The organism is Streptomyces sp. NPDC055400 (assembly GCF_053644375.1).
Window position 1 is genome coordinate 248,422 of sequence record NZ_JBSHLM010000015.1, and the last position, 21,405, is coordinate 269,826.

18 protein-coding genes are annotated in these 21,405 nt (G+C 70.7%); 8 read left to right on the top strand and 10 right to left on the bottom strand.

Annotated elements, in window-relative coordinates:
- Positions 1-3 precede the first annotated feature (3 nt).
- Positions 4-861 carry an endonuclease/exonuclease/phosphatase family protein gene (locus tag ACWIGU_RS34005; RefSeq protein ID WP_454405512.1) on the top strand — a complete coding sequence of 286 codons (858 nt, stop codon included), beginning with the start codon at positions 4-6 and terminating at the stop codon, positions 859-861.
- A gap of 116 nt (positions 862-977) precedes the next feature.
- Complete coding sequence (locus ACWIGU_RS34010) at positions 978-2,558, top strand: hypothetical protein (RefSeq protein ID WP_454405513.1); 1,581 nt, start codon at positions 978-980, stop codon at positions 2,556-2,558.
- Between the two features lie 66 nt (positions 2,559-2,624).
- Here the strand turns inward: ACWIGU_RS34010 and ACWIGU_RS34015 are convergent, their stop codons facing one another.
- Both ACWIGU_RS34015 and ACWIGU_RS34020 read right to left on the bottom strand, forming a co-directional pair.
- On the bottom strand, positions 2,625-2,981 hold the full coding sequence (locus ACWIGU_RS34015; protein ID WP_454405514.1) for an NYN domain-containing protein: 357 nt from the start codon (positions 2,979-2,981) through the stop codon (positions 2,625-2,627).
- Positions 2,978-3,952 carry a hypothetical protein gene (locus ACWIGU_RS34020; RefSeq protein WP_454405515.1) on the bottom strand — a complete coding sequence of 325 codons (975 nt, stop codon included), beginning with the start codon at positions 3,950-3,952 and terminating at the stop codon, positions 2,978-2,980. The genes ACWIGU_RS34015 and ACWIGU_RS34020 overlap by 4 nt, the downstream gene beginning before the upstream one ends.
- Positions 3,953-3,972: 20 nt before the next feature.
- Here ACWIGU_RS34020 and ACWIGU_RS34025 point away from each other — a divergent pair, with 20 nt between their 5' ends.
- The 5 genes from ACWIGU_RS34025 (at position 3,973) to ACWIGU_RS34045 (ending at position 10,848) form a co-directional block, all read left to right on the top strand.
- Positions 3,973-5,184, top strand: coding sequence for a CapA family protein (locus ACWIGU_RS34025; RefSeq protein WP_454405517.1), 1,212 nt, complete (start codon positions 3,973-3,975; stop codon positions 5,182-5,184).
- A gap of 297 nt (positions 5,185-5,481) precedes the next feature.
- Positions 5,482-7,716: a HAMP domain-containing protein gene (locus tag ACWIGU_RS34030; protein WP_454405546.1), complete on the top strand. Its 2,235-nt coding sequence runs from the start codon at positions 5,482-5,484 to the stop codon at positions 7,714-7,716.
- A 6-nt stretch (positions 7,717-7,722) separates the two neighbouring features.
- Positions 7,723-9,276, top strand: a complete 1,554-nt coding sequence (gene pgsB, locus ACWIGU_RS34035) for a poly-gamma-glutamate synthase PgsB (protein ID WP_454405518.1) — start codon at positions 7,723-7,725, stop codon at positions 9,274-9,276.
- Entirely contained in the window at positions 9,273-9,755 is a 483-nt protein-coding gene (locus ACWIGU_RS34040; protein WP_100591255.1) for a poly-gamma-glutamate biosynthesis protein PgsC/CapC, read from the top strand. Before pgsB ends, ACWIGU_RS34040 begins: the two co-directional genes overlap by 4 nt.
- Positions 9,756-9,777: 22 nt before the next feature.
- Positions 9,778-10,848 carry a C40 family peptidase gene (locus ACWIGU_RS34045; protein WP_454405519.1) on the top strand — a complete coding sequence of 357 codons (1,071 nt, stop codon included), beginning with the start codon at positions 9,778-9,780 and terminating at the stop codon, positions 10,846-10,848.
- Between the two features lie 69 nt (positions 10,849-10,917).
- On the opposite strand, the gene ACWIGU_RS34050 is transcribed toward ACWIGU_RS34045, so the two are convergent.
- The 6 genes from ACWIGU_RS34050 to ACWIGU_RS34075 form a co-directional block, all read right to left on the bottom strand.
- Entirely contained in the window at positions 10,918-13,050 is a 2,133-nt protein-coding gene (locus ACWIGU_RS34050) for a 3-hydroxyacyl-CoA dehydrogenase NAD-binding domain-containing protein (RefSeq protein ID WP_454405520.1), read from the bottom strand.
- On the bottom strand, positions 13,047-14,273 hold the full coding sequence (locus ACWIGU_RS34055) for a thiolase family protein (RefSeq protein ID WP_454405521.1): 1,227 nt from the start codon (positions 14,271-14,273) through the stop codon (positions 13,047-13,049). Before ACWIGU_RS34055 ends, ACWIGU_RS34050 begins: the two co-directional genes overlap by 4 nt.
- Positions 14,274-14,407: 134 nt before the next feature.
- On the bottom strand, positions 14,408-15,118 hold the full coding sequence (locus ACWIGU_RS34060; protein ID WP_454405523.1) for a ferritin-like domain-containing protein: 711 nt from the start codon (positions 15,116-15,118) through the stop codon (positions 14,408-14,410).
- A 99-nt stretch (positions 15,119-15,217) separates the two neighbouring features.
- Complete coding sequence (locus ACWIGU_RS34065) at positions 15,218-16,501, bottom strand: HRDC domain-containing protein (protein ID WP_454405524.1); 1,284 nt, start codon at positions 16,499-16,501, stop codon at positions 15,218-15,220.
- A gap of 84 nt (positions 16,502-16,585) precedes the next feature.
- Positions 16,586-17,248: a response regulator transcription factor gene (locus ACWIGU_RS34070; protein ID WP_100591261.1), complete on the bottom strand. Its 663-nt coding sequence runs from the start codon at positions 17,246-17,248 to the stop codon at positions 16,586-16,588.
- Between the two features lie 348 nt (positions 17,249-17,596).
- Positions 17,597-18,232, bottom strand: a complete 636-nt coding sequence (locus tag ACWIGU_RS34075) for a DUF3000 domain-containing protein (protein WP_454405526.1) — start codon at positions 18,230-18,232, stop codon at positions 17,597-17,599.
- 152 nt (positions 18,233-18,384) lie between these two features.
- Here ACWIGU_RS34075 and hemE point away from each other — a divergent pair, with 152 nt between their 5' ends.
- A complete protein-coding gene (hemE, locus tag ACWIGU_RS34080) occupies positions 18,385-19,452 on the top strand; it encodes a uroporphyrinogen decarboxylase (RefSeq protein WP_454405527.1) in 1,068 nt (355 codons plus the stop codon).
- Positions 19,453-19,515: 63 nt separating this feature from the next.
- On the opposite strand, the gene ACWIGU_RS34085 is transcribed toward hemE, so the two are convergent.
- Together ACWIGU_RS34085 and ACWIGU_RS34090 are read right to left on the bottom strand one after the other, a co-directional pair.
- A complete protein-coding gene (locus tag ACWIGU_RS34085) occupies positions 19,516-19,935 on the bottom strand; it encodes a hypothetical protein (protein ID WP_454405529.1) in 420 nt (139 codons plus the stop codon).
- 66 nt (positions 19,936-20,001) lie between these two features.
- Positions 20,002-21,378, bottom strand: coding sequence for an FAD-dependent oxidoreductase (locus tag ACWIGU_RS34090; protein WP_454405548.1), 1,377 nt, complete (start codon positions 21,376-21,378; stop codon positions 20,002-20,004).
- Positions 21,379-21,405 lie beyond the last annotated feature (27 nt).

Sequence of the window (21,405 nt, forward strand, 5' to 3'; positions counted from 1 at the left end):
GCCTTGAGGATCGGACTCACCGCATGGGGCACGGCGGTCGTGGTCGGGATCGCGGTGCTGCTCGGCACACTGTTCGTCCTGCCGCGCGAGAAGGCGAGCCCGGCTCAGGCATCGCGGACGGTCCGTGTGCTGCAGTACAACCTGTGCGGTGCGGCCGTGGGGTGCCCGTGGAACGCGGGCGGGTCCGGGCGCGGAACGTCGGTGGCGCGCCTCGTGAAGTCCGCGGTCCGGTCAGAGCCGGACATCGTCACCGTCAATGAGATCTGCCTGACGCAGTACGAGGCACTCAAGGAACAACTTGCCCGCGCCGGCTGGCGGATGGACGGCACGTACGCCTCGTCTCAGGACAACGTGCCGGCCTGCGGCAGGACGGGCCGGTTCGGCAGCGCGGTGCTCAGCCGGGGCGACGTCCCGGACGACCGGCAGGACTACCGCCCCTTCACACACACCGGCGGCGAGATCTACACCAACGGCGGGCGCACCGTCCTGGTTCACAGGGGACTGCTCTGTGCCCACACCCGCGTACACGGCAAGCGCCTCGTCGCCTGCACCGCGCATGCCTATTCCAAGGCCCCTGAGCAGCTGCGGGAGATCAAGGACCGGGCGGCCGCGTTCCCCAGGAGCGTCCCCGTCGTAGTTGCGGGCGACCTGAACCTGCCTCCTGACGCGCCCGCACTGTCCCAGCTCACCGGCCGATTCACGGAGGCGGACCATGCGGACGACGAACCCACCGCCGGCGGACGGAAGATCGACTACGTCTTCGCCGAGCGGCGCTATGTCCGGTCCTCCAGCGCCGACGCGGTGAAGTATCCGGAGTCCGACCACGCTCTGCTGAGGGGAACGTTCAGGCTCACGCTCTGACCTGCGCAGGGCAGCCCGGGACGGATGGCGCGGGTGGCCACATGTGATCGATTTGTAATGAACTTATGTGCAACAAGAGTTGATCGGCAAAAGTCTGATCAACCGTGAGACTTTCCTTGGCTAGAGGGGTCCTGTTCCCCCTCGCTCTGATCGCCGCGACGGCGGGCAGCCTCGCCGGGCCCGCCGACGCGCAGGACAGGACCATGTCCGTAACCGGACTTCCGACGCAGATCGCCGTCACCCCCGTGCTGCAGGACGGTGTGAAGCAGCCTCGGCAGCTCACTCTGTCGGTCGCGGACAGCACGGACGGCCCGGCGCCGCGCGAGTACGTGCTCCGCCTCGACCTCGGCGCGCTCAAGGGCGTCGTGGACGTCGACGCCAAGCCCTGCGACGTGGCAGCCGGTCAGGCCACGTGCCGGATCAAGGTGACCGACCCCGACCGCGTCCCCGGTGTCGCCCTGACGCTGAGGGCCGCGACCGGCAGCCAGGCCGGGGACTCCGGCGTGCTCCATGTGACGGGCGAGGCGGACGGCCGGGCGCTGAAGGCCGTGGACGCCACGGTGCAGGTAGGGGGCGCGAACCTGGTGGTTGCCGGCGACAGGCTGCCGACGGGTCTGAAGGTGGGCGACACCGCGCCGATCCCCGTCAGCTTCCGCAACGTGGGAAGCGCGTCGGCCTCGGGTGTCCTGATGGCGTTCCGCTTCACCGAGGGGAGCAAGCCCGCCCGGCGCTTCGACAACTGCGAGTACAGCGAGCGCAGTTCCTTCGTGGAGAAGCGCTTCGCGCTGTGCGCCTTCGACGTCGACGTCCCGCCCCGGACCGAGTTCCGGCTGCCCGACGACGCGGCGGTCGAGGTCACAGCCGCCGCCCTCCACGAACTGGTGCAGGCCGACGTGTACCCCGACGCCCCGGGGATGCGCGAATATCTTCGCCGTGGATACCCCTACGAGCGAGGCAGCGGACCGCAGTTGAAGCTGCGCGGGACGGACGGCCCCCAGACCGGCGAGCGGTACGGGAACGCCACCTCCTGGGAGTCCACCTACTACATCACCAACACGGCGGATCTCTCCGTCACCGGTGCGGACATCAGCGGCAAGGTCGGTGACGAGGTCGTCGCCGACCTCGGGCTGCGCAACGACGGACCGGCCTGGCTCGGAGACGTGCAGGACCCGACGGAGTTCGCGTCGCTGTACGTCGAACTGCCGGACGGGGTGTCGGTCGTCGACCTGCCGAAGGACTGCTTGCGGGGCGGGTCGGGCGAGTACGTCTGCCCCCTGGGACCGCTGGACTCCGATGCCCGGCTGTCCTTCCCCTTCAAGGTGAAGCTGGCGAAGCCGCTGAAGGACGCCCACGGAAAGGTCCGGGTACGGCAGGCGGAGTGGTCCCGTTACGACACGAACCCGTCGAACGACTCCGCGCCGATCGACTTCAGCACCACGTCCGCGTCCCCCAGTGCCGACCCCAGTACCGACCCCAGTGCCGACCCGACCCCGGGTACGGGCGCCACCGGCGGCGACACAGGAGGTGAACCGTCGCCCAGCGCCACGTCCGGCGGAGCACACTCCGGTGACGAGCCGGGTGACGGTGACCTGGCGTCGACCGGCGCCGGCACGGTCACGTGGGTCGCGGCCCTCGCCGTCCTGCTCATCGGCGGAGGCATCGCGGCCCGCGCGGTGGTGCGCAGGCGTCGGGCGTAGCCGGGAATCCACGAGGGCGCGCATCGACCACTGCGCGCCCTCACTCTCCAGTACGAGCTCCCCGCCTCACCCGGGCCGCACCGTCCGCGGCCCGACGCAATTCGCGCCCAACACGCCCACCCTGCACCGCAGTTCACGGTCGGCGGTGACCACGACCACCTCGTGGGGCAGCTCAGCCCGTTCCACCAGCTCCACGATGTGATCGTCCCCGCTCCCCGCCGCCGATTCGACCCGCACCCCCGGCACCGACTCCACGCCGCGCGCCGCGCCCTCGACGACGAGCACGATGTCCACGCCCTCGCGCTCGGCGTACGTCACCAGGCTGTCGCGCAGCCGCTCGGCGGCGCCGCGGCGGTCGCGCCACCAGCCGTCGGGCACGGAGCCAACGACGTTGGCGCCGTCGACGACCAGGAGTGTCGTCATGTGGTCCGGCCCTTCTCCCACACGGCGGTGAGCCGCCCCACGGCATCGACGGCACGGGCGGTGCGCCGGTCGTCCGTACGCAGCGCGCCCGCGAACTCGACGTGCAGGAACGGCACATGCTCGGCCGCCGCCTTCGTGCCCTGCACATTCGTGTGCCCCTCGAGAGGACACGAACGCACCCACGCCCGGCACACGTCGAAGTCCCGCGCGCGCAGCGCGTCGGCGAGGAGCCGGCCGTCGGCGCGGCCCTCCCGGCCCCGCCCCGTCGACGCGATCACGTCACGGCCGGGCGCCGAGTCGTCCGCGAAGCCATGGATCTGGAGGCCGGGGAGTCCACGCTCCGCCAGTTCGTCGCAGAACGCGTCGAAGACGGTGTCCCGGCGGTGGGCGACGTCCGCAGTGTCACCGACCCCGGCTTTGCGATGTGCTCCCGCAATCACGAGTACGCCGCCGTGTCCGCCGCGCAGGACGCCCACCGCGAGCCGCTCGGTATTCCGGTCGGCGACCGGGTGCGGGACCTGCACGGACCAGCGTGCGGGGGAGCCGGTCTCGACGTAGACGCGCCCCCAGCCGCGCGGTGCGCGCCCCTGTTCGGTGCGGTCGGTGATCTCCGCGTACCGCCGCCCGGTGGAGCTGTCCGTGACGGTTTCCAGCGAGAGGTCGATGCCGGACAGGCGCTCCCTCGCCCGGTCGGCGTGGCCGTCGAGCAGCAGCCGGAGACCGCCGGCGGCCGTGCGCCGCTCGGCGCGGGTCGGGGGCCGGTAGCCGCTGTCGCGTGTGAAGCGCGCGGTGTAGTCCGTGATCCGGGTCAGCAGGTCGACCCCGGTGCGGCCGCCGGAGTGTGCGCCGGGGCCGCGGCTGTCCGTGGGTTCGTTCCGTCGCGTGATCCCGGCCACGAGTGCGGTCGCAACCACCGCCGCGATCAGCAGCGTTGCTGCAATCGTTACCGTCTTCGTCCGATTCGCCCTCATGCTTGTATAAAGATAGCCCGGTGAATAGACGCCCCTCCCGCCGGTCGTGGTCCGGCATAGCCCTCTCCGCGCTGCTCCTGGGAACCGCGGCCTGTGGCCCCTTCGGTTCGGACGACGGCAAGGCGGCCGCGGACGGCCCCTCGTTCACCGTGGCGGCAGCCGGAGACATCCTCATCCACCCGCAGCTCACCGAGCAGGCGCGCAAGGATGCCAAGCTGACCGGCAAGGGCGTGAAGGGGCTCGACTTCGACCCGATGCTGGCCGGGATCAAGCCCGTCATCAGCAAGGCCGACCTGGCGATCTGCCACTTCGAACCGGTCGCGGGCAAGCCGGAGGGGCCGTTCGAGAGTTTTCCCGCGTTCCTGGTGCCGCCGCAGATCGCCACCACCATCAAGCACATCGGTTACGACACCTGCTCCAGCGCCTCCAACCACACCCTGGACCACGGCGCCGCCGGCGTGACGAACACCCTGAACGTCCTCGACCGGGCGGGCCTGAAGCACACCGGTTCGGCCCGCAGCGCCGCCGAGGCCGCCAAGCCGCTGATCATGGACGTCAAGGGCGTCAAGGTTGCCCAGCTCTCGTACGCCTTCGGCTTCAACGGCAACGAGATCCCCGCGGACAAGCCGTGGCTGGTCAACCAGATCGACTTCAAGAACATCGCCGCGGCCGAGAAGCGGGCCCGCGCCGCGGGCGCCGACGTGGTGATCCTCAGCATCCACTGGGGCCGTGAGAACCAGCCGAACCCCAGCCGCTCCCAGCTCCAGCTGGGCCGCAAGCTGGCCCGCGAGACCGGTATCGACCTGATCATCGGCCACCACGCGCACGTGGTGCAGCCCATGGAGAAGGTCGACGGCACCTGGATCGCCTACGGACTCGGCAACCAGATCGCCCGCCACGACGTGCCGACCGGACTGACCGAGGAGGGTGTCATCGGCTGGTTCGAGTTCACGAAGCGCGGCGGAAAGTGGGATGTACAGGCGAAATACGTTCCGACGTTCACGCAGATCCCACCGGACCCGGATGAGTCGGGCAATCTCCCGAAGGGTGCCGTGAAGGACCACCGGCTCGTGGACATCGCCGCGGCCCTGCGCGAGGACCGGGGCGCCGCGAAGCTGAGCGAGCAGCAGCGCGCCCGCTACCGCCTGGCCTTCGAGCGCACCGAGGGCACGATGCTCAACCGCGGCGCGGCCAAGGACGGACTCGCGCCGCTGGAGCCGCTGCCCGAGTAAGGCCCTGCCCGAGCAGGGCCTGCGCGCAGGTCCGAGCAGGGCCTGCGCGCAGGTGCAAGGTGAAGACGCTCCGCGGATGCGACGCTTCTCACCTTTTTCTTAACCAGTACAACCCTTTGGCTCCCACGTGGGTCAGATGTTTCCGGATCGCACGCGTGTGCGCTCCGGTGCGCGCAACCCCCACGGCCCGCGGAGCGTCTTCCGCGCGCCCCTGCGCGCCCCCATGTTCCAGAGAGGAGCCCTCCGTTGGCCGCTTCGCCCTCGAAGCGGCGGCACAAGGTCCGCCGAAGAGCCGACATGTCCCTGCTGGGCGGCATACGCCCGCCCATCGCAGTGCTGTCGGTTCTGCTCCTCGCCCTCGCGGGCATCACCGCCCTCACACTCGGCCGCGTCGGACACGACCGCGTACCGGAAGCCGTCCGCACCTCCCAGCAGCACTTCGCCGAGGACGGCGCCATCGCGCTGCGCGCCTCCGTCGACGAGGGCGTCACCGACCTCACCAGGACGGCCGACCTGTTCAGCGCCGGTGACCCGGTGTCGGCGGACGCGGTCCTCGACAAGATCGGGAACGTCTACCAGAAGTGGACGGGCACCGCCGTCGTAGAGATCCAGTCCGGCAAACTCCTCGCCGCACGCGGCGAGAACGTGCCGCTGACCGCGATCGACCGCGCCAAGCTCTCCGACGACAACGGCCTCGCCCCGCGCATGGTGCGCCTCCAGAACGGTGAGACGCGCCTGCTCACCTTCGCGCTCCTGAACTGGAAGGGGCAGCCCCAGCAACTGCTGGTCGCCTCCAACAGCCTGAAGTTCCCGGGCATCAGCATCGGCCAGTTCCGCTCCATCGCCGTGATCGACCGGTCCGGCACCGTCCTCAGCAGCGACGGCATTCCCGAGCCCGAGCAGGTGCTCACCGACCTTCAGCGCGACGAGGTCAAGGAATCCAACCGGCAGCTGAAGGCCTTCGCGAAGACAGCCGCCGGCAAGGCGGAACAGCACCCCATCAAGTCCAAGGAGCCCGGCTCCGGCGGATTCCTCGGCGTCAGCGGCAGCCTCAGCGGCGACCGCTACATGGGTGAGCGCTCCGTCGCCGGTTACGCCTCTCTCGCCTCGCCGCAGCCCGGCGAGCCCACCGTCGCCACCGGCCTCGGTCTGACCGTCGTCGCCATGGTCAAGGTCGCCGAGGACCCGGCGGTCACCGCCGGCCCGATGTTCGGCCTGGCGGCCGCGGCGGCCCTGCTGCTCATCGGCGGACTCACCGTGGCGCTGCTGATCGGCACCGTGCAGCGGCCGCTGATCAGGCTGTTCCTGGAGAGCCGCCGCCTCACCCGCGGCGACCTCGCCCGGCCCGTCGCCGTGCCCCGGCGCGGCGAGGCCGCCAGGATCGGCGCGGCCCTGGAACGCCTGCGCCACCAGCTGCTCGGCGAGCTCCCGCAGCCCGCCGCACCGGCGCGCCGCCGCTTCGGCGCCCGCTTGCTCCTCGCGGTCGCCGGGATCCTGCTGCTCGTCTGGTCGGGCCCCCTGCTGCTCATGCTCAACCGCGCCGGCGACACCGTCGTCGTACCCCAGCAGATGGTCAACGACCAGCGCGAACGCACCGACACCCTGTCCGACCGGGTGCGCCGCGCGCTCAACGAGGGACACGCCGACCTGATGTCGGTCGCCTCCCTCATCGGCGACCGGACCAAGCCCTCGCAGATGACCGAGGTGCTCGAAGCCACCCTGCACGAGCACGAGCGCTACGAGTCCCTCTACGTCCTCGACGCCCAGGGCAACGTCCTCGCCAGGACCGGGCGCAGCCCGCACAACGCACCGGGCGAGGGCCCCTCGGCGCAGCCCATCCGCGTCCTGGACAACCAGGGCAAGAAGCCGGTCATCGTGGGCACCGCCGAGCTGCCCGGCCGCCAGGGTGCCGCCGTGGTCGGCGAATTCCGTATCGACTTCGTGAACTCGCTGCTCAAGCGCCCCGGGCTCGGCGACGTCCGGGTCGTCGACGCCGAGCGGCGCGTCATCGGCGGCAACACCGGCTATCTGGCCTTCCACACGCTGCCCGGCAAGCGCCTCGACGAGCTCGTCGAAGGCACGAACCAGAAGGTCGGCATGAGCCCGCGCCCCAGCGGGGTCCTGTTCCGCGACGGCGGCGACATCCAGATCGCCGCCGCCGCCCCCTTCGTAGGAGGCGGCGCCGCCAAATCCCTCGACTGGACCGTCGTCAGCTGGCAGCCCGCATCGAGCCTCGCCATCCCCGAGTACAGCCTCCAGAACCGCACGGTCCTGGCCGGTCTGCTCGGCATCACCGCCGCGGCGGCCTGCCTGGGCTGGCTGCACATCGTCGTCGTACGGCCCCTGCGCGACCTGGCCCGGCAGGCCGAGTCGCTCGCGGACGGTGACCGCAAGACCGTCCTGTTCCCACGCCACCACGACGAGGTCGGCGCCGTCGCCCGCAGCCTGGAGCTGATCAGGCAGCAGATCCAGAGCCAGCAGCGCAAACGCGACGGCGGTGCCCGCACGCCCGCCGGAGCCGGAAGGAACTAGAACCCCGTGCTCTTCCTCTACACCGTGCTCGTGGTGTGCGGAGCCGTCCTGCTGATCGCCGGAATCGTCGAACAGCGGCGGCACTTCGCCAACCTCGAACACATACCGACCCGCGTCCTCGTCAACGGCATCCGCGGCAAGTCGTCCATCACGCGCCTGTGCGCGGGCGCCCTGCGCGGCGGCGACCTGACCACGGTGGCCAAGACGACCGGCACGGCGGCCCGCTTCATCCACCCCGACGCCACCGAGGAACCGGTCTACCGCAAGTTCGGTATCGCCAACGTCGTCGAACAGATCGGCATCGTGCGCCGCGCCGCCGCCTACAACCCGGACGCGCTCGTCATCGAGTGCATGGCCGTCATGCCGGCGCTCCAGGAGATCAACCAGTCCAAGCTGATCCGCTCCACCATCGGCGTCCTGTGCAACGTCCGTGAGGACCACCTCGCCGAGATGGGCCCCACGCTCGACGACGTGGCGCGCTCGCTGTGCCGCTCCATGCCGGAGGGCGGCATCTGCGTGACCGCCGAGCAGGAGCGCTTCCACATCCTCCAGGAGGAGGCGGACGCCAGGGACTGCAAGCTGGTCTACGCCGACCCCGAGACGGTCAGCGACGAGGAGCTGCGCGGGTTCAGCTGGTTCACCTTCAAGGAGAACGTGGCGATCGCGCTGACCGTCGCCGAGCTGGTGGGCGTCGACCGGGACACCGCGCTCCAGGGCATGTACGACGCCCCGCCGGACCCCGGAGTCCTCTCCGTCGAGCGCTATCTCACGCACGACAACAAGAAGCTCCGCTTCGCGAACGTCTTCGCGGCCAACGACCCCGAGTCGACGCTGATGAACATCAACCAGCTCCTCGACCTCGGTGCCATCCACCGCCCGCTGAACGTCGTCATCAACTGCCGCCCGGACCGCGTCGAGCGCAACGGCCAGATGGGCGAGATCATCCCCGAGCTCGATCCGGACCAGGTCTTCGTCATCGGCCATCCGGCCAAGTCCGCCATCGACGCGATCCCGGCCGCGTACCGGGACCGGGCCGTGGACCTCGGCGGCGACCGGCGTGAGGCCGAGGAGTTCATGGGCAAGCTGCTCGGCAGTCTCGGCCCCGACTCCTCGCTCGTCGCCATCGGCAACATCCACGGCCAGGGCGAGCACCTCCTGGAGCACCTCGCCGAGCTCCCCGCGGACGAGTCCGACGACCCGGCGGACCGCTTCGAGCCCGCCGAGGCCTCCTGGCAGGACACACCGGCCGTACGGGAACACGTCGAGACGGTGCAGCTGTACGCGCCCCGCATCGACCCGTACCAGCAGTACCCCGAGGCGTACGAGACGCGCTACGCGCCCCAGCTGCACATCCCCGTGCAGCGCGACGCGGACCACCCGCATCCCGAGTACCAGGATCCGCAGCGGCCCCGAGAGGCCTGGCCCGCTGTCACTCAGCACCAGCCCGTCCAGACGGCCGAACAGGCCGTCCCCCGTGGCCTGTTCGAACCGCGCATCCCGCCCGCACCTCCCGCCGAAGACCCGCAGCAGTGGCACAGCAGCCCAGGAGAACCACGTTGATCCCCACCGTCCTCACCCCCGAGATCGCCGCGATCGGCATCGCGATCGGGCTGCTGTTCTCCCTGGTCTGCTACCTCACGACGAACCTCTCGCCGGGCGGAATGATCACCCCGGGCTGGATCGCCCTGACGCTCGTCGAAGACCTCCAGCGCGCGGCCATGGTCGTGGGCGTCACCGTCCTCACCTATGTGGGCACGCTCCTGATGCAGCGCTACGTGATCCTCTACGGCAAGCGCCTGTTCGCCGCGGTCGTGCTGCTCGGAGTGACGCTCCAGGCCACCGTGATGATCGTCCTCTCCCTCGAGTTCCCGCTGATGTACGCGAACCAGACCCTGGGCTTCATCGTCCCCGGCCTCATCGCCTACCAGCTGGTCCGCCAGCCCAAGGGCCCCACGATCCTCGCCACCGGCTCGGTGACGCTGATGGCGTACGTCGTCCTCACCGCCGGAATCCTCCTCGGCGTCATGCCGTCCGCCTGAACCATCCACCGGAGCCGACCCCATGAGTGCCAAGAAGAAGCACCCCGTACTGCACACCGCGATCGTCCTGTCGCTGCTCGGCGGCAGCGCCTATCTCACGGTGGAGCTGCGCAAGGACGAGCAGGCGAAGGCCCCCGCCGTCCAGGCCGTCACCGACACCCCGCTGCTGGAGTCCAGCACGGGACAGAAGAGCGGCAAGCAGACCTGGGAGCGGCTGAAGAACCCCGAGCGTTCGGTCCTGCGCGGCGAGGGCGGCCAGGTCCTCGCGACCTTCACCGACAGCGCGCGCACGGCCACACTCAAGGGCCCGAGCCGCACCTTCACCGAGCCCGCCAACACCAAGTCCCGTGTGGTCACCGAGGACTGGGTGCGCCTCATGCCGGAACCCTGGCGCAAGGGTGCGGAGAAGGAGAAGTGGTTCAAGGACTGGTTCAAGGAGTTCTACGGCAGCGAGGAGGACGACATCTTCGCCTTCGCCTTCCAGTACCTGGAGGGAGCCCCCGTCAAGAAGGACGACGAGGGCATCGCGTACGCCGGTGACGCCAACTTCGGTCCGATCAACCCGAACGGCAGCGAGGGCAACGACCTGCGCGACGAACTCTCGGACTTCTACGACTACCTGGGCATCCCGTACACGTTCCGCGACGGCGTCTCTCAGCAGCCCGAGACGCGGCGCGCCAGGTCCGTGGACTGCTCGGGCTTCCAGCGCCTGGTCTGGGGCTACCGGGCCCGTTACCCCCTGATGTCCTCGGACAAGTCGGGCGACGGCCTGCCGCGCACCGCCAACGGCATGGCCCGCTCGGACGTAGGGGCCGACATCATCCCGCTCAAGGGTGTCGGCGCCGCGGACCGGCCCAAGTCCATCGACGTGCTGCAGCCCGGAGACCTCGTGTTCTTCAAGCTCGACGCCCGCACGAATCAGCGCCTCGACCACGTCGGCATGTACATGGGCCACGACACGGACGGCCACATGATCTTCGTGTCGAGCCGCGAAGAGGTCAACGGCCCCACCATCGGCGACAAGGGCGGCACGTCCCGCCTCGACGGAAACGGCTATTACGCGAGCACCCTGCGCAGCGCGAAGCGGCTCTGACCCGGCCGCTCATACGCCGGTGCCCGGCACGCCAGGAGGCGTGCCGGGCACCGGCGTATGCGGGGGGAGTTACGCCGGAACGCTGGCCACGCCCTGCGCCAGGAACCGCTTGCCGGTCACCCGCTCGCTGACGCCCTCGCGGTCCAGGTACGGCGTGATGCCGCCCAGGTGGAAGGGCCAGCCGGCGCCGGTGATCAGGCACAGGTCGATGTCCTGCGCCTCGGCGACGACGCCCTCGTCGAGCATGAGCCCGATCTCCTGCGCCACCGCGTCGAGCACGCGGTCACGGACCTGCTCCTCCGTCAGGACGACATCGCCCTGCTTGAGGAGCGCGGCGACCTCGGGGTCGAGCTCCGGCTTCCCGGAGTCGTACACGTAGAAGCCACGCTTGCCGGCCTTGACGACCGCCGCGAGGTTCGGGGACACCGTGAAGCGCTCCGGGAAGGCGCGGTTCAGGGTCTCCGAGACGTGCAGACCGATCGCCGGGCCGACGAGCTCCAGGAGCACCAGCGGGGACATCGGCAGGCCGAGCGGCTCGACGGCCTTCTCGGCGACCTCGACCGGGGTGCCCTCGTCGATGACGTTCTGGATCTCCCCCATGAAGCGGGTGAGAATGCGGTTCACGACGAACGCCGGGGCGTCCTTCACCAGAACCGCCGTCTTCTTCAGCTTCTTGGCGACACCGAAGGCCGTGGCCAGCGAGGCGTCGTCGGTCTGCTCGCCGCGGACGATCTCCAGGAGCGGGAGGATCGCGACCGGGTTGAAGAAGTGGAAGCCGACGACCCGCTCGGGGTGCTTCAGCTTCGACGCCATCTCGGAGACCGAGAGGGACGAGGTGTTGGTGGCGAGGATCGCGTGCGCCGGGGCGACCGCCTCGACCTCCGCGAACACCTGCTGCTTGACGCCGATCTCCTCGAAGACGGCCTCAATGACGAAGTCCGCGTCGGAGAAGCCCTCGGCCTTGTCCAGCACACCGGAGACCAGGGCCTTGAGGCGGTTGGCCTTGTCCTGGTTGATGCGGCGCTTGCCGAGCAGCTTGTCGATCTCGGCGTGGACGTAGCCCACACCCTTGTCGACGCGCTCCTGGTCGATGTCGGTCAGGACGACCGGCACCTCGAGGCGGCGCAGGAAGAGCAGCGCGAGCTGCGAGGCCATCAGGCCCGCACCCACGACGCCGACCTTGGTGACCGGACGCGCGAGCGACTTGTCCGGGGCGCCTGCCGGGCGCTTGCCGCGCTTCTGGACGAGGTTGAACGAGTAGATACCCGCGCGCAGTTCGCCGCCCATGATCAGGTCGGCGAGCGCCTTGTCCTCGGCGTCGAACCCGGCCTGCAGGTTCCCGTCCTTGGCGGCGGCGATGATGTCGAGGGCGCGGTACGCGGCCGGGGCGGCGCCGTGCACCTTGCTGTCGGCGATGAACTTGCCGCGCGCGACGGCCTCGTCCCACGCGTCACCGCGGTCGACCTCGGCGCGCTCGACGGCCACGTCGCCCTTGAGGACGTTCGCCGTCCAGATCAGCGACTGCTCCAGGAAGTCGGCGCCCTCGAAGAGCGCGTCGGCGATGCCGAGCTCGAAGACCTGCTTGCCCTTGAGCTGGCGGTTCTGGTTGAGCGAGTTCTCGATGATGACCGAGACGGCCTTGTCGGCGCCGATCAGGTTGGGCAGGAGGGCGCAGCCGCCCCAGCCCGGGACCAGACCGAGGAAGACCTCGGGGAGCGAGAAGGCCGGGAGCGCCTTGGAGACGGTGCGGTAGGTGCAGTGCAGACCGACCTCGACACCGCCGCCCATGGCCGCGCCGTTGTAGTACGCGAACGTCGGCACGGCGAGGCCCGAGAGGCGCTTGAAGACCTCGTGGCCGCCCTTGCCGATGGCCAGCGCGTCGTCGTGCTTCTTGAGGAGCTCGACGCCCTTGAGGTCGGCGCCGACGGCGAAGATGAACGGCTTGCCGGTGATGCCGGCGCCGACGATCGTGCCCTCGGACGCCTCCTTCTCGACCTGGTCGATCGCGGCGTTCAGGTTCGCGAGCGATGCCGGGCCGAAGGTGGTCGGCTTGGTGTGGTCGAAGCCGTTGTCGAGCGTGATCAGCGCGAACCGGCCCGCGCCGGACGGCAGGTCGAGGTGGCGTACGTTCGCCGACGTGACGACCTCGTCCGGGAACAGCTCGGCGGCGCCCTTCAGGAGCTCAGCGGTGGTGGTGCTCACTTGTCGCCTCCGGCGTCCTTGTGGTGGGGGTTCTCCCAGATGACCGTGGCGCCCATGCCGAAGCCGACGCACATCGTCGTCAGGCCGTAGCGGACCTCGGGCTGCTCCTCGAACTGGCGGGCGAGCTGCGTCATCAGGCGCACGCCGGAGGAGGCCAGCGGGTGACCGAACGCGATGGCGCCGCCGTACTGGTTGACGCGCGCGTCGTCGTCGGCGATGCCGTAGTGGTCCAGGAAGGCCAGGACCTGGACGGCGAAGGCCTCGTTGATCTCGAAGAGGTTGATGTCCTCGATCGACAGACCGGCCTTGGCGAGCGCCTTCTCCGTCGCCGGGATCGGACCGTAGCCCATGACCTCGGGCTCGACGCCGGTGAAGGCGTAGGAGACCAGGCGCATCTTGACCGGCAGGTTGTGCTCGCGGGCGAAGTCCTCGGACGCGATGATCGACGCGGTCGCACCGTCGTTCAGACCGGCGGCGTTGCCCGCGGTGACGCGGCCGTGCACGCGGAACGGCGTCTTGAGGCCGGACAGGTTCTCCAGTGTGGTGCCCGGGCGCATCGGCTCGTCGGCGGTGACCAGGCCCCAGCCGGTCTCGCCGACGTCCGGGTTGGTGTTGCGCACGGAGACCGGGACGAGGTCCTGCTGGATCTTCCCGTTCGCGTACGCCTTCGCCGCCTTCTCCTGCGAGCGCACGGCGTACTCGTCGGCGCGCTGCTTGGTGATCTGCGGGTAGCGGTCGTGCAGGTTCTCGGCGGTCATGCCCATGAACAGGGCGGACTCGTCGACGAGCTTCTCCGACACGAAGCGCGGGTTCGGGTCGACGGCCTCGCCCATGGGGTGGCGGCCCATGTGCTCGACACCGCCGGCGATGACGGCGTCGTACGCGCCGAAGGCGATGGAGCCCGCGGTGGCGGTGACGGCGGTCAGCGCGCCGGCGCACATGCGGTCGATGGAGTAGCCGGGCACGGACTGCGGGAGGCCCGCGAGGATGCCGGCGGTGCGGCCGAGGGTCAGGCCCTGGTCGCCGATCTGCGTGGTCGCGGCGATGGCGACCTCGTCGATCTTCGCGGGGTCGAGGGCCGGGTTGCGGCGCAGCAGCTCCCTGATGGCCTTCACGACGAGATCGTCGGCGCGGGTCTCGTGGTAGATGCCCTTCGGGCCCGCCTTGCCGAACGGGGTGCGGACGCCGTCGACGAAGACGACGTCCCTGACGGTACGAGGCACGATGGCTCTCCTCCAGATGCGGGATGGCACTGCCGCGCGGCACGCACCCGGGATGCGGGAAGCGCGCTGCGAATACCGTCATGCTACTTGCGGGTAACCAAGACGTGTAGTCCCCCCGGCCGGAGCGGCGAAGGTCACACCGCGCGATCGAGAACCGAGCGCACCACGGGCCCCGCCGAAGCCACCACGTCACGGACGAACCGCACCCTTCCCACCCCGAATCCGCGCAGCGCCGAGCCGTGGTCGCAGGCGACGACGAGTACCGCGGCGAGCAGCAGCGCCCGCCACCCCAGGAGCACCAGGCGCCCCACCGGGCGCGGCACCCGCGCGAAGGCCTCGCGCAGCCGCTCGCAGTGGAACGGCACATGCCGCTCCTCGTCGGCGAGTATCGCGCCGGCCACCTGCGTCGTGAGCCCGTCGTCGGTGCCGTCGCGCAGCGCCCGGTAGTAACGCAGCGCCACGACCTCGGCGACCATCAGGACCAGGAGTTCGAGCCGCAGCCCGAGAAGCCGGCGCAGCCGGACGAAGACGGTGTCGCTCCAGTGCGACGCGAGCGGCGAGACCCCGCCGGCGCCGAGCAGCAGCCCGAGCAGCCGGGCGTGGTTCTGCTCCTCGGCCACGAACAGCCGGACGGCACGCGCGTACGGGGCGTCGCCCGCCCGGTCGGCCTTGGCGATCAGATTCGCCCCGTCGCCGCTCTCACCGATCTGGAAGCGCCGCACGCTCCGCCAGATCGCGGTGTCCACCCGCGCGCCCCGCTCCCAGGCGGGTTCCGGTGCCGCGGCCCGGCGCTCCCGTTCGTCCTCGAAGTCCCGCACCCATGCCTCGTACCCCCTGGCGATCATGGGGTGACGTTAGACAGGCCCTCCCCGCCGATACGAGCGAAGAGGGCCCACCGGTACGAAACCGCGACGAACGCGGGGCGTCGCGCGGCGCCCCGCGTGTCAGGCGGTCTGCTGCAGCGCCTCGGCGAGCAGCGGCGTGACCTGCTCGATCTGCCAGGGCCGCGCCCCGTACCCGCGCAGTGCCTCGGCCACCGCCGCCTCGGAGCGGTCGCCCGGGGGCTCCCAGCACACGCGGCGGACCGTGTCCGGAGTGATCAGGTTCTCCTGCGGCATGTTCAGCGTCTCGGCCAGCGACGACACCGCGGCCCGCGCCGCGGAGAGCCGCGCCGCGGCGACCGGGTCCTTGTCGGCCCAGGCCCGCGGGGGAGGAGGTCCGGCGAGCGGCGCCCCGGGCTGCGGCAGCTCCGCGTCGGGCAGCTCCTTCGCCCGGTCCACGGCCGCCTGCCACTGCTCCAGCTGACGCCGGCCCGTACGGTGCCCGAAACCGGGCAGCGCGGCCAGCGCGTGCACATTCGCGGGAAGCGAGAGCGCCGCCTCGACGATCGCGCCGTCCCCGAGCACCTTGCCCGGCGACACGTCACGCCGCTGCGCGATCCGGTCCCGCGCGGTCCACAGCTCCCGTACGACGGCCATCTGCCGGCGCCGCCGCACCTTGTGCATACCGGACGTGCGCCGCCACGGGTCCTTGCGGGGCGGCGCGGGCGGCGCCGAGGCGATGGCTTCGAACTCCTGGTGCGCCCAGTCCAGCTTGCCCTGCCGGTCGAGCTCCTTCTCCAGCGCGTCCCGCAGGTCCACGAGGAGCTCCACGTCCAGCGCGGCGTAGCGCAGCCACGGGTCGGGCAGGGGCCGCGTCGACCAGTCGACGGCGGAGTGGCCCTTCTCCAGGACGTAGCCGAGGACGTTCTCCACCATCGCGCCGAGCCCCACGCGCGGGAAACCGGCCAGGCGCCCGGCGAGCTCGGTGTCGAAGAGGCGGCTGGGGACCATACCTATTTCGCGCAGGCACGGCAGGTCCTGTGTCGCGGCGTGCAGTACCCACTCGGCGTCGGCGATCGCGTCGCCGAGGGCGGACAGGTCGGGGCATGCGACGGGGTCGATGAGCGCGGAGCCCGCGCCCTCGCGGCGCAGCTGCACCAGGTAGGCGCGCTGCCCGTAGCGGTAGCCGGAGGCGCGCTCGGCGTCGACGGCCACGGGCCCGGTGCCCGCGGCGAAGGCCGCGACCACCGCGGCCAGGGACGCCTCGTCGGCGATCACCGGCGGGATGCCCTCGCGCGGCTCGAGCAGGGGGATCGGCACCTCCGCAACAGAGCCGCCGTCGTCCGGGGGTGCGCCCCCGGTGGTTCGCAGTGAAGTGTCTGCTGCGGTCTCTTGGGCGTCGGTCACCTGTCAAGGGTATCTGTGTATGTACAGCGCCCGTCGACGGAACGTTCCGTCGACGGGCGATGAAGGTACGTAAACCAGTCAGGGTCAGTGGATGATGCCGGTGCGCAGGGCCACGGCGACCATCCCGGCGCGGTCGCCCGTGCCGAGCTTGCGCGCGATGCGGGCGAGGTGGCTCTTGACGGTCAGCGCGGACAGGCCCATCGAGACTCCGATGGCCTTGTTCGACTGGCCCTCGGCGACGAGCCGGAGCACCTCGACCTCACGGCCTGACAGTTCGCGGTAGCCGCCCGGGTGGCTCGGAGCACCCGGGGGGCGGCGGTGCATACGGGCCGCGGCTGACCCGATGGGGGCGGCGCCGGGGCGCGAGGGCAGCCCGACGTTGGTACGGGTGCCGGTGACGACGTAGCCCTTGACGCCGCCCGCGAGGGCGTTGCGTACGGCACCGATGTCGTCGGCGGCGGAGAGGGCGAGCCCGTTGGGCCAGCCCGCGGCACGGGTTTCGGACAGAAGGGTCAGGCCGGAGCCATCGGGAAGGTGGACGTCGGCGACGCAGATGTCGCGGGGGTTGCCGATGCGGGGACGAGCCTCCGCGACGGACGAGGCCTCGATGACGTCACGTACACCGAGCGCCCACAGGTGGCGGGTGACGGTGGAACGGACGCGCGGGTCGGCCACGACCACCATGGCGGTCGGCTTGTTCGGGCGGTAGGCGACCAGGCTTGCGGGCTGCTCGAGGAGAACGGACACCAGGCCTCCTGGGGTGCGGGACGGGACCGGCTCGGGGATGAAGCCGGGGCGAACCGTGCTTTCAAGGTCACAGACCTCTTCGGCAGTAAACCCGCCCGCCTTTAGAGAAAGATCACGATTTAGTGAGTAACAATTCGTGCAATTCGGACACGCGATCGATCATCCGAAGATCGAACCGAATCACAACGGGACCGGAACTCTTCGAGGTCCGGTCCTGATCGTTCTGTACCTGCCACGGTCCCTGCCTCTGGTCACCGGCAGCGGACGGCCGAAAATCGCCTACCGATGGCTGTACCTCACCGCCCGTCAGGACTCCTGCACCGCCGTTCAGGACTCGCGCATCGCCGTTCAGGACTTCTGCGGCCCCCGGCGCTGGGGCAGTGTCACCACGGACGCGTCCCCGGGACCGGCCGGCGGCAGGCCCGCGATCTGGCTGAGGAGATCGCACCAGGCCGCCAGGTGCGAGGCCGTGTCCGGCACCCCGCCGGGCCCTTCGCGCGGTGTCCACGAGGCCCGGATCTCGATCTGCGACGCCGGCGCACGCTCACTGAGCCCACCGAAGTAGTGCGAACTCGCCCGCGTCACCGTGCCGCTCGCCTCCCCGTACGAGAGCCCCCGCCCCTGGAGCGCGCCCGTCAGCCACGACCAGCAGACCTCGGGAAGCAGCGGGTCCGCCGCCATCTCCGGCTCCAGCTCCGCCCGCACCAGCGTCACCAGACGGAACGTCCCGTGCCACGCGTCGTGCCCCGCCGGGTCGTGCAGCAGAACGAGGCGGCCGTCCGCGAGGTCGTCGTCGCCGTCCACCACCGCGGCCTCCAGCGCGTATGCGTGGGGCGCGAGGCGCTGAGGCGGCTTGGTCGGGTCCACCTCGATCTCCGGGCGCAGCCGTGCTCCCTGCAAGGCCTCGACCGCAGCCCGGAACGGCGGTGGTGCCGAGTCCACCGGATCCTTCGTCTTGCGCCCCTCCCGCTCCGATTCACTCATTCCCTCAGCGCCGTCCGACAGTCGTCCCTCAGCCGCAGCCATGCGGGGAAGATTAAGGGGAACGCGGCCTTCGCGCAGGGAGAGACACCCGGCACCCCCGCCCCGATGTCCCCGCGCCCGGCGGGGTTCGCGCCCGTGCGAGACTTTCCGGCGTGAGTGCCAACCTCCGCCCCACGGGCCAGCAGCCGACAGCGACGTACGAATCCGCCTTCCTCAAGGCGTGCCGGCGTGAGCCGGTGCCGCACACCCCGGTGTGGTTCATGCGGCAGGCCGGTCGTTCGCTGCCCGAGTACCTCAAGGCGCGCGAGGGCATTCCGATGCTCGAGTCCTGCATGATGCCCGAGCTCGTCGCCGAGATCACGATGCAGCCCGTGCGCCGCCACCACGTCGACGCGGCCATCTACTTCAGCGACATCGTCGTGCCGCTCAAGGCCATCGGCATCGACCTCGACATCAAGCCGGGCGTCGGTCCCGTCGTCGAGCAGCCCATCCGCTCGCGCGCCGACCTCGCGCGGCTGCGCGACCTCACGCCCGAGGACGTCTGGTACGTCACCGAGGCGATCGGTCTGCTGACGGCCGAGCTCGGCTCCACCCCGCTCATCGGTTTCGCGGGCGCGCCCTTCACCCTCGCGAGCTACCTCGTGGAGGGCGGGCCGTCCAAGAACCACGAGCACACCAAGGCGCTCATGTACGGCGACCCGCAGCTGTGGGCCGACCTGCTCGACCGCCTCGCCGAGATCACCTCCGCGTTCCTCAAGGTGCAGATCGAGGCGGGCGCCTCCGCCGTCCAGCTCTTCGACTCGTGGGTCGGCGCGCTCGCCCCCGCCGACTACCGGCGCTCCGTGATGCCCGCGTCGTCCAAGGTGTTCAAGGCCGTCGAGGAGTACGGCGTGCCGCGCATCCACTTCGGTGTCGGCACCGGCGAGCTCCTCGGTCTCATGGGCGAGGCCGGCGCCGACGTGGTCGGCGTCGACTGGCGCGTGCCGCTCGACGAGGCCGCGCGCCGCGTCGGCCCCGGCAAGGCGCTCCAGGGCAACATCGACCCGGCGGTCCTCTTCTCCACGACGGAAGCGGTGGAGGCCAAGGCGGACGAGGTCCTCGCCGCCGCGAAGGGACTTGAGGGACACGTCTTCAACCTGGGCCACGGGGTGCCGCCGACGACGAACCCTGACGCACTGACGCGCCTGGTGGAGTACGTCCACACACAGACGGCGGTCTGAGCGCTCCGGACATGACGATGCCGCCGCCTGGCCAGGCGGCGGCATCGTCGTAGTGCGTCAGACTTAGCAGCTGACGGGCGGGTTGCCGCCGGACACCCGGCAGACGTCGAAGCCGAGCCCGCCGTCGACGACGCCCAGGTTGGTGCCGGTGCGGATGTAGTCGCTTTCGCTGTCGCCGAGGACACGGCCGGTCGACGAGATGTTGTTCGTCTGGATGTAGTCGGAGCCAGTGCCGCCTTCGACGGTGCCGGCGACAACGCCGGTGACGATGTAGTCGTTGCCGCCGAGGCCGTTGACCGTGTCGCCGGCGCTGACCGTCGAACATTGGATGAAGTCGCTGCCCGCTGTTCCGTTCACGGTCCCGCTGGAGACGGGGATGCCGTTGACCGTGCACGAGGTCGCGGCCTGGGCGGGCGAGCTCAGGGTGAGTGGGGCGATGACGAGCGAGGCGGCGCAAAGCGCACGCGCGGTGAGTCTGATCATGCAACCAGTGACACATGGTGATGAATCGCGCGCAATTCGTCACCATGTGTCACTGGTCCGCCCGGGTCAGTCCGCCGCCCGGACGGCGGCCACCGCCTTCCTCGCCGCCACCAGGATCGGGTCCCACACCGGTGAGAACGGCGGTGCGTAGCCGAGGTCGAGGGCCGTCATCCGGTCCACCGTCATGCCCGCGGTCAGCGCGACCGCCGCGATGTCGACCCGCTTCGCGGCGCCCTCTCGGCCGACGATCTGGACGCCGAGCAGCCGGCCCGTGCGGCGCTCGGCGATCATCTTCACCGTCATCGGGGCCGCCCCCGGGTAATAGCCCGCACGGCTCGTCGACTCGATCGTCGCCGACACGAACTGCAGACCGGCCCGTCGCGCGTCCTTCTCGCGCAGGCCCGTGCGCGCGATCTCCAGGTCGCACACCTTGCTCACGGCCGTCCCGACGACGCCCGGGAACGTCGCGTAACCGCCGCCCGCGTTCGTGCCGATGACCTGCCCGTGCTTGTTCGCGTGCGTGCCGAGCGCGATGTGGCGCTCGCGGCCCGAGACCAGGTCGAGGACCTCCACGCAGTCGCCGCCCGCCCAGATGTTCTCGTGTCCGCGTACGCGCAGGGCGAGATCGGTGAGGAGACCGCCGTGCTCGCCCAGGGGGAGCCCCGCGGCGCGCGCCAGCGAGGTCTGTGGGCGGACGCCGATGCCGAGGACCACGACGTCCGCCGGATACTCGTCGGCACTCGTCGCCACCGCCCGCGCCCGCCCGTCGCCGTCCGTGAGGACTTTGGTGACCTCGGCGTCGTCGACCATCGTGATGCCCAAGCCGGTCATCGACTCGTGGACCAGGCGGCCCATGTCGGGGTCGAGCGTCGACATCGGCTCCGGCCCGCGGTTGACGACCGTGACCTCGTATCCGCGGCGGATCAGCGCCTCCGCCATCTCGACGCCGATGTAGCCCGCGCCGACGACGACGGCCCGCCGACCCCGCGTCGCGGCGAGTGTGTCGAGCAGCGCCTGGCCGTCGTCGAGGGTCTGCACGCCGTGCACGCCCGGCGCGTCGATCCCGGGAATCCGCGGCCGCACCGGCCGGGCACCCGTGGCGATCACGAGCTTGTCGTACGAGGTCCAGGCCTGGGTCCCCGTATCGAGCGCGCGTGACCTCACCCGTCCGCCCTCGACGTCGAGTTCGGTCACCTCCGTGCGCATGCGCAGGTCGATGGACCGCTCCCGGTGCTCCTCGGGCGTGCGCGCGATCAGCTCGTCGCGCCCCTCGACCTCGCCACCGACCCAGTACGGGATGCCGCACGCCGAGTACGAGGAGAAGTGCCCCCGCTCGAAGGCCACGATCTCCAGCTCGCCGGGGCCGCGCATCCTGCGGGCCTGCGACGCGGGGCACCACTTCGACGGCGGGGCCCCCGAGAACAAGCGACGGCAAGGGGGTATCGTGGTGCCGGCCCAAGAACGGGAGGG

What these genes read in the sequence shown, in the direction of transcription:
- ACWIGU_RS34020 (WP_454405515.1), bottom strand. Translation starts at nt 3,952, where the DNA reads ATGAGGGCGAATCGGACGAAGACGGTAACGATTGCAGCAACGCTGCTG.
- ACWIGU_RS34085 (WP_454405529.1), bottom strand. Translation starts at nt 19,935, where the DNA reads ATGATCAGACTCACCGCGCGTGCGCTTTGCGCCGCCTCGCTCGTCATC.
- ACWIGU_RS34030 (WP_454405546.1), top strand. Translation starts at nt 5,482, where the DNA reads ATGTCCCTGCTGGGCGGCATACGCCCGCCCATCGCAGTGCTGTCGGTT.
- ACWIGU_RS34060 (WP_454405523.1), bottom strand. Translation starts at nt 15,118, where the DNA reads ATGATCGCCAGGGGGTACGAGGCATGGGTGCGGGACTTCGAGGACGAA.
- ACWIGU_RS34045 (WP_454405519.1), top strand. Translation starts at nt 9,778, where the DNA reads ATGAGTGCCAAGAAGAAGCACCCCGTACTGCACACCGCGATCGTCCTG.
- ACWIGU_RS34075 (WP_454405526.1), bottom strand. Translation starts at nt 18,232, where the DNA reads ATGAGTGAATCGGAGCGGGAGGGGCGCAAGACGAAGGATCCGGTGGAC.
- ACWIGU_RS34015 (WP_454405514.1), bottom strand. Translation starts at nt 2,981, where the DNA reads ATGACGACACTCCTGGTCGTCGACGGCGCCAACGTCGTTGGCTCCGTG.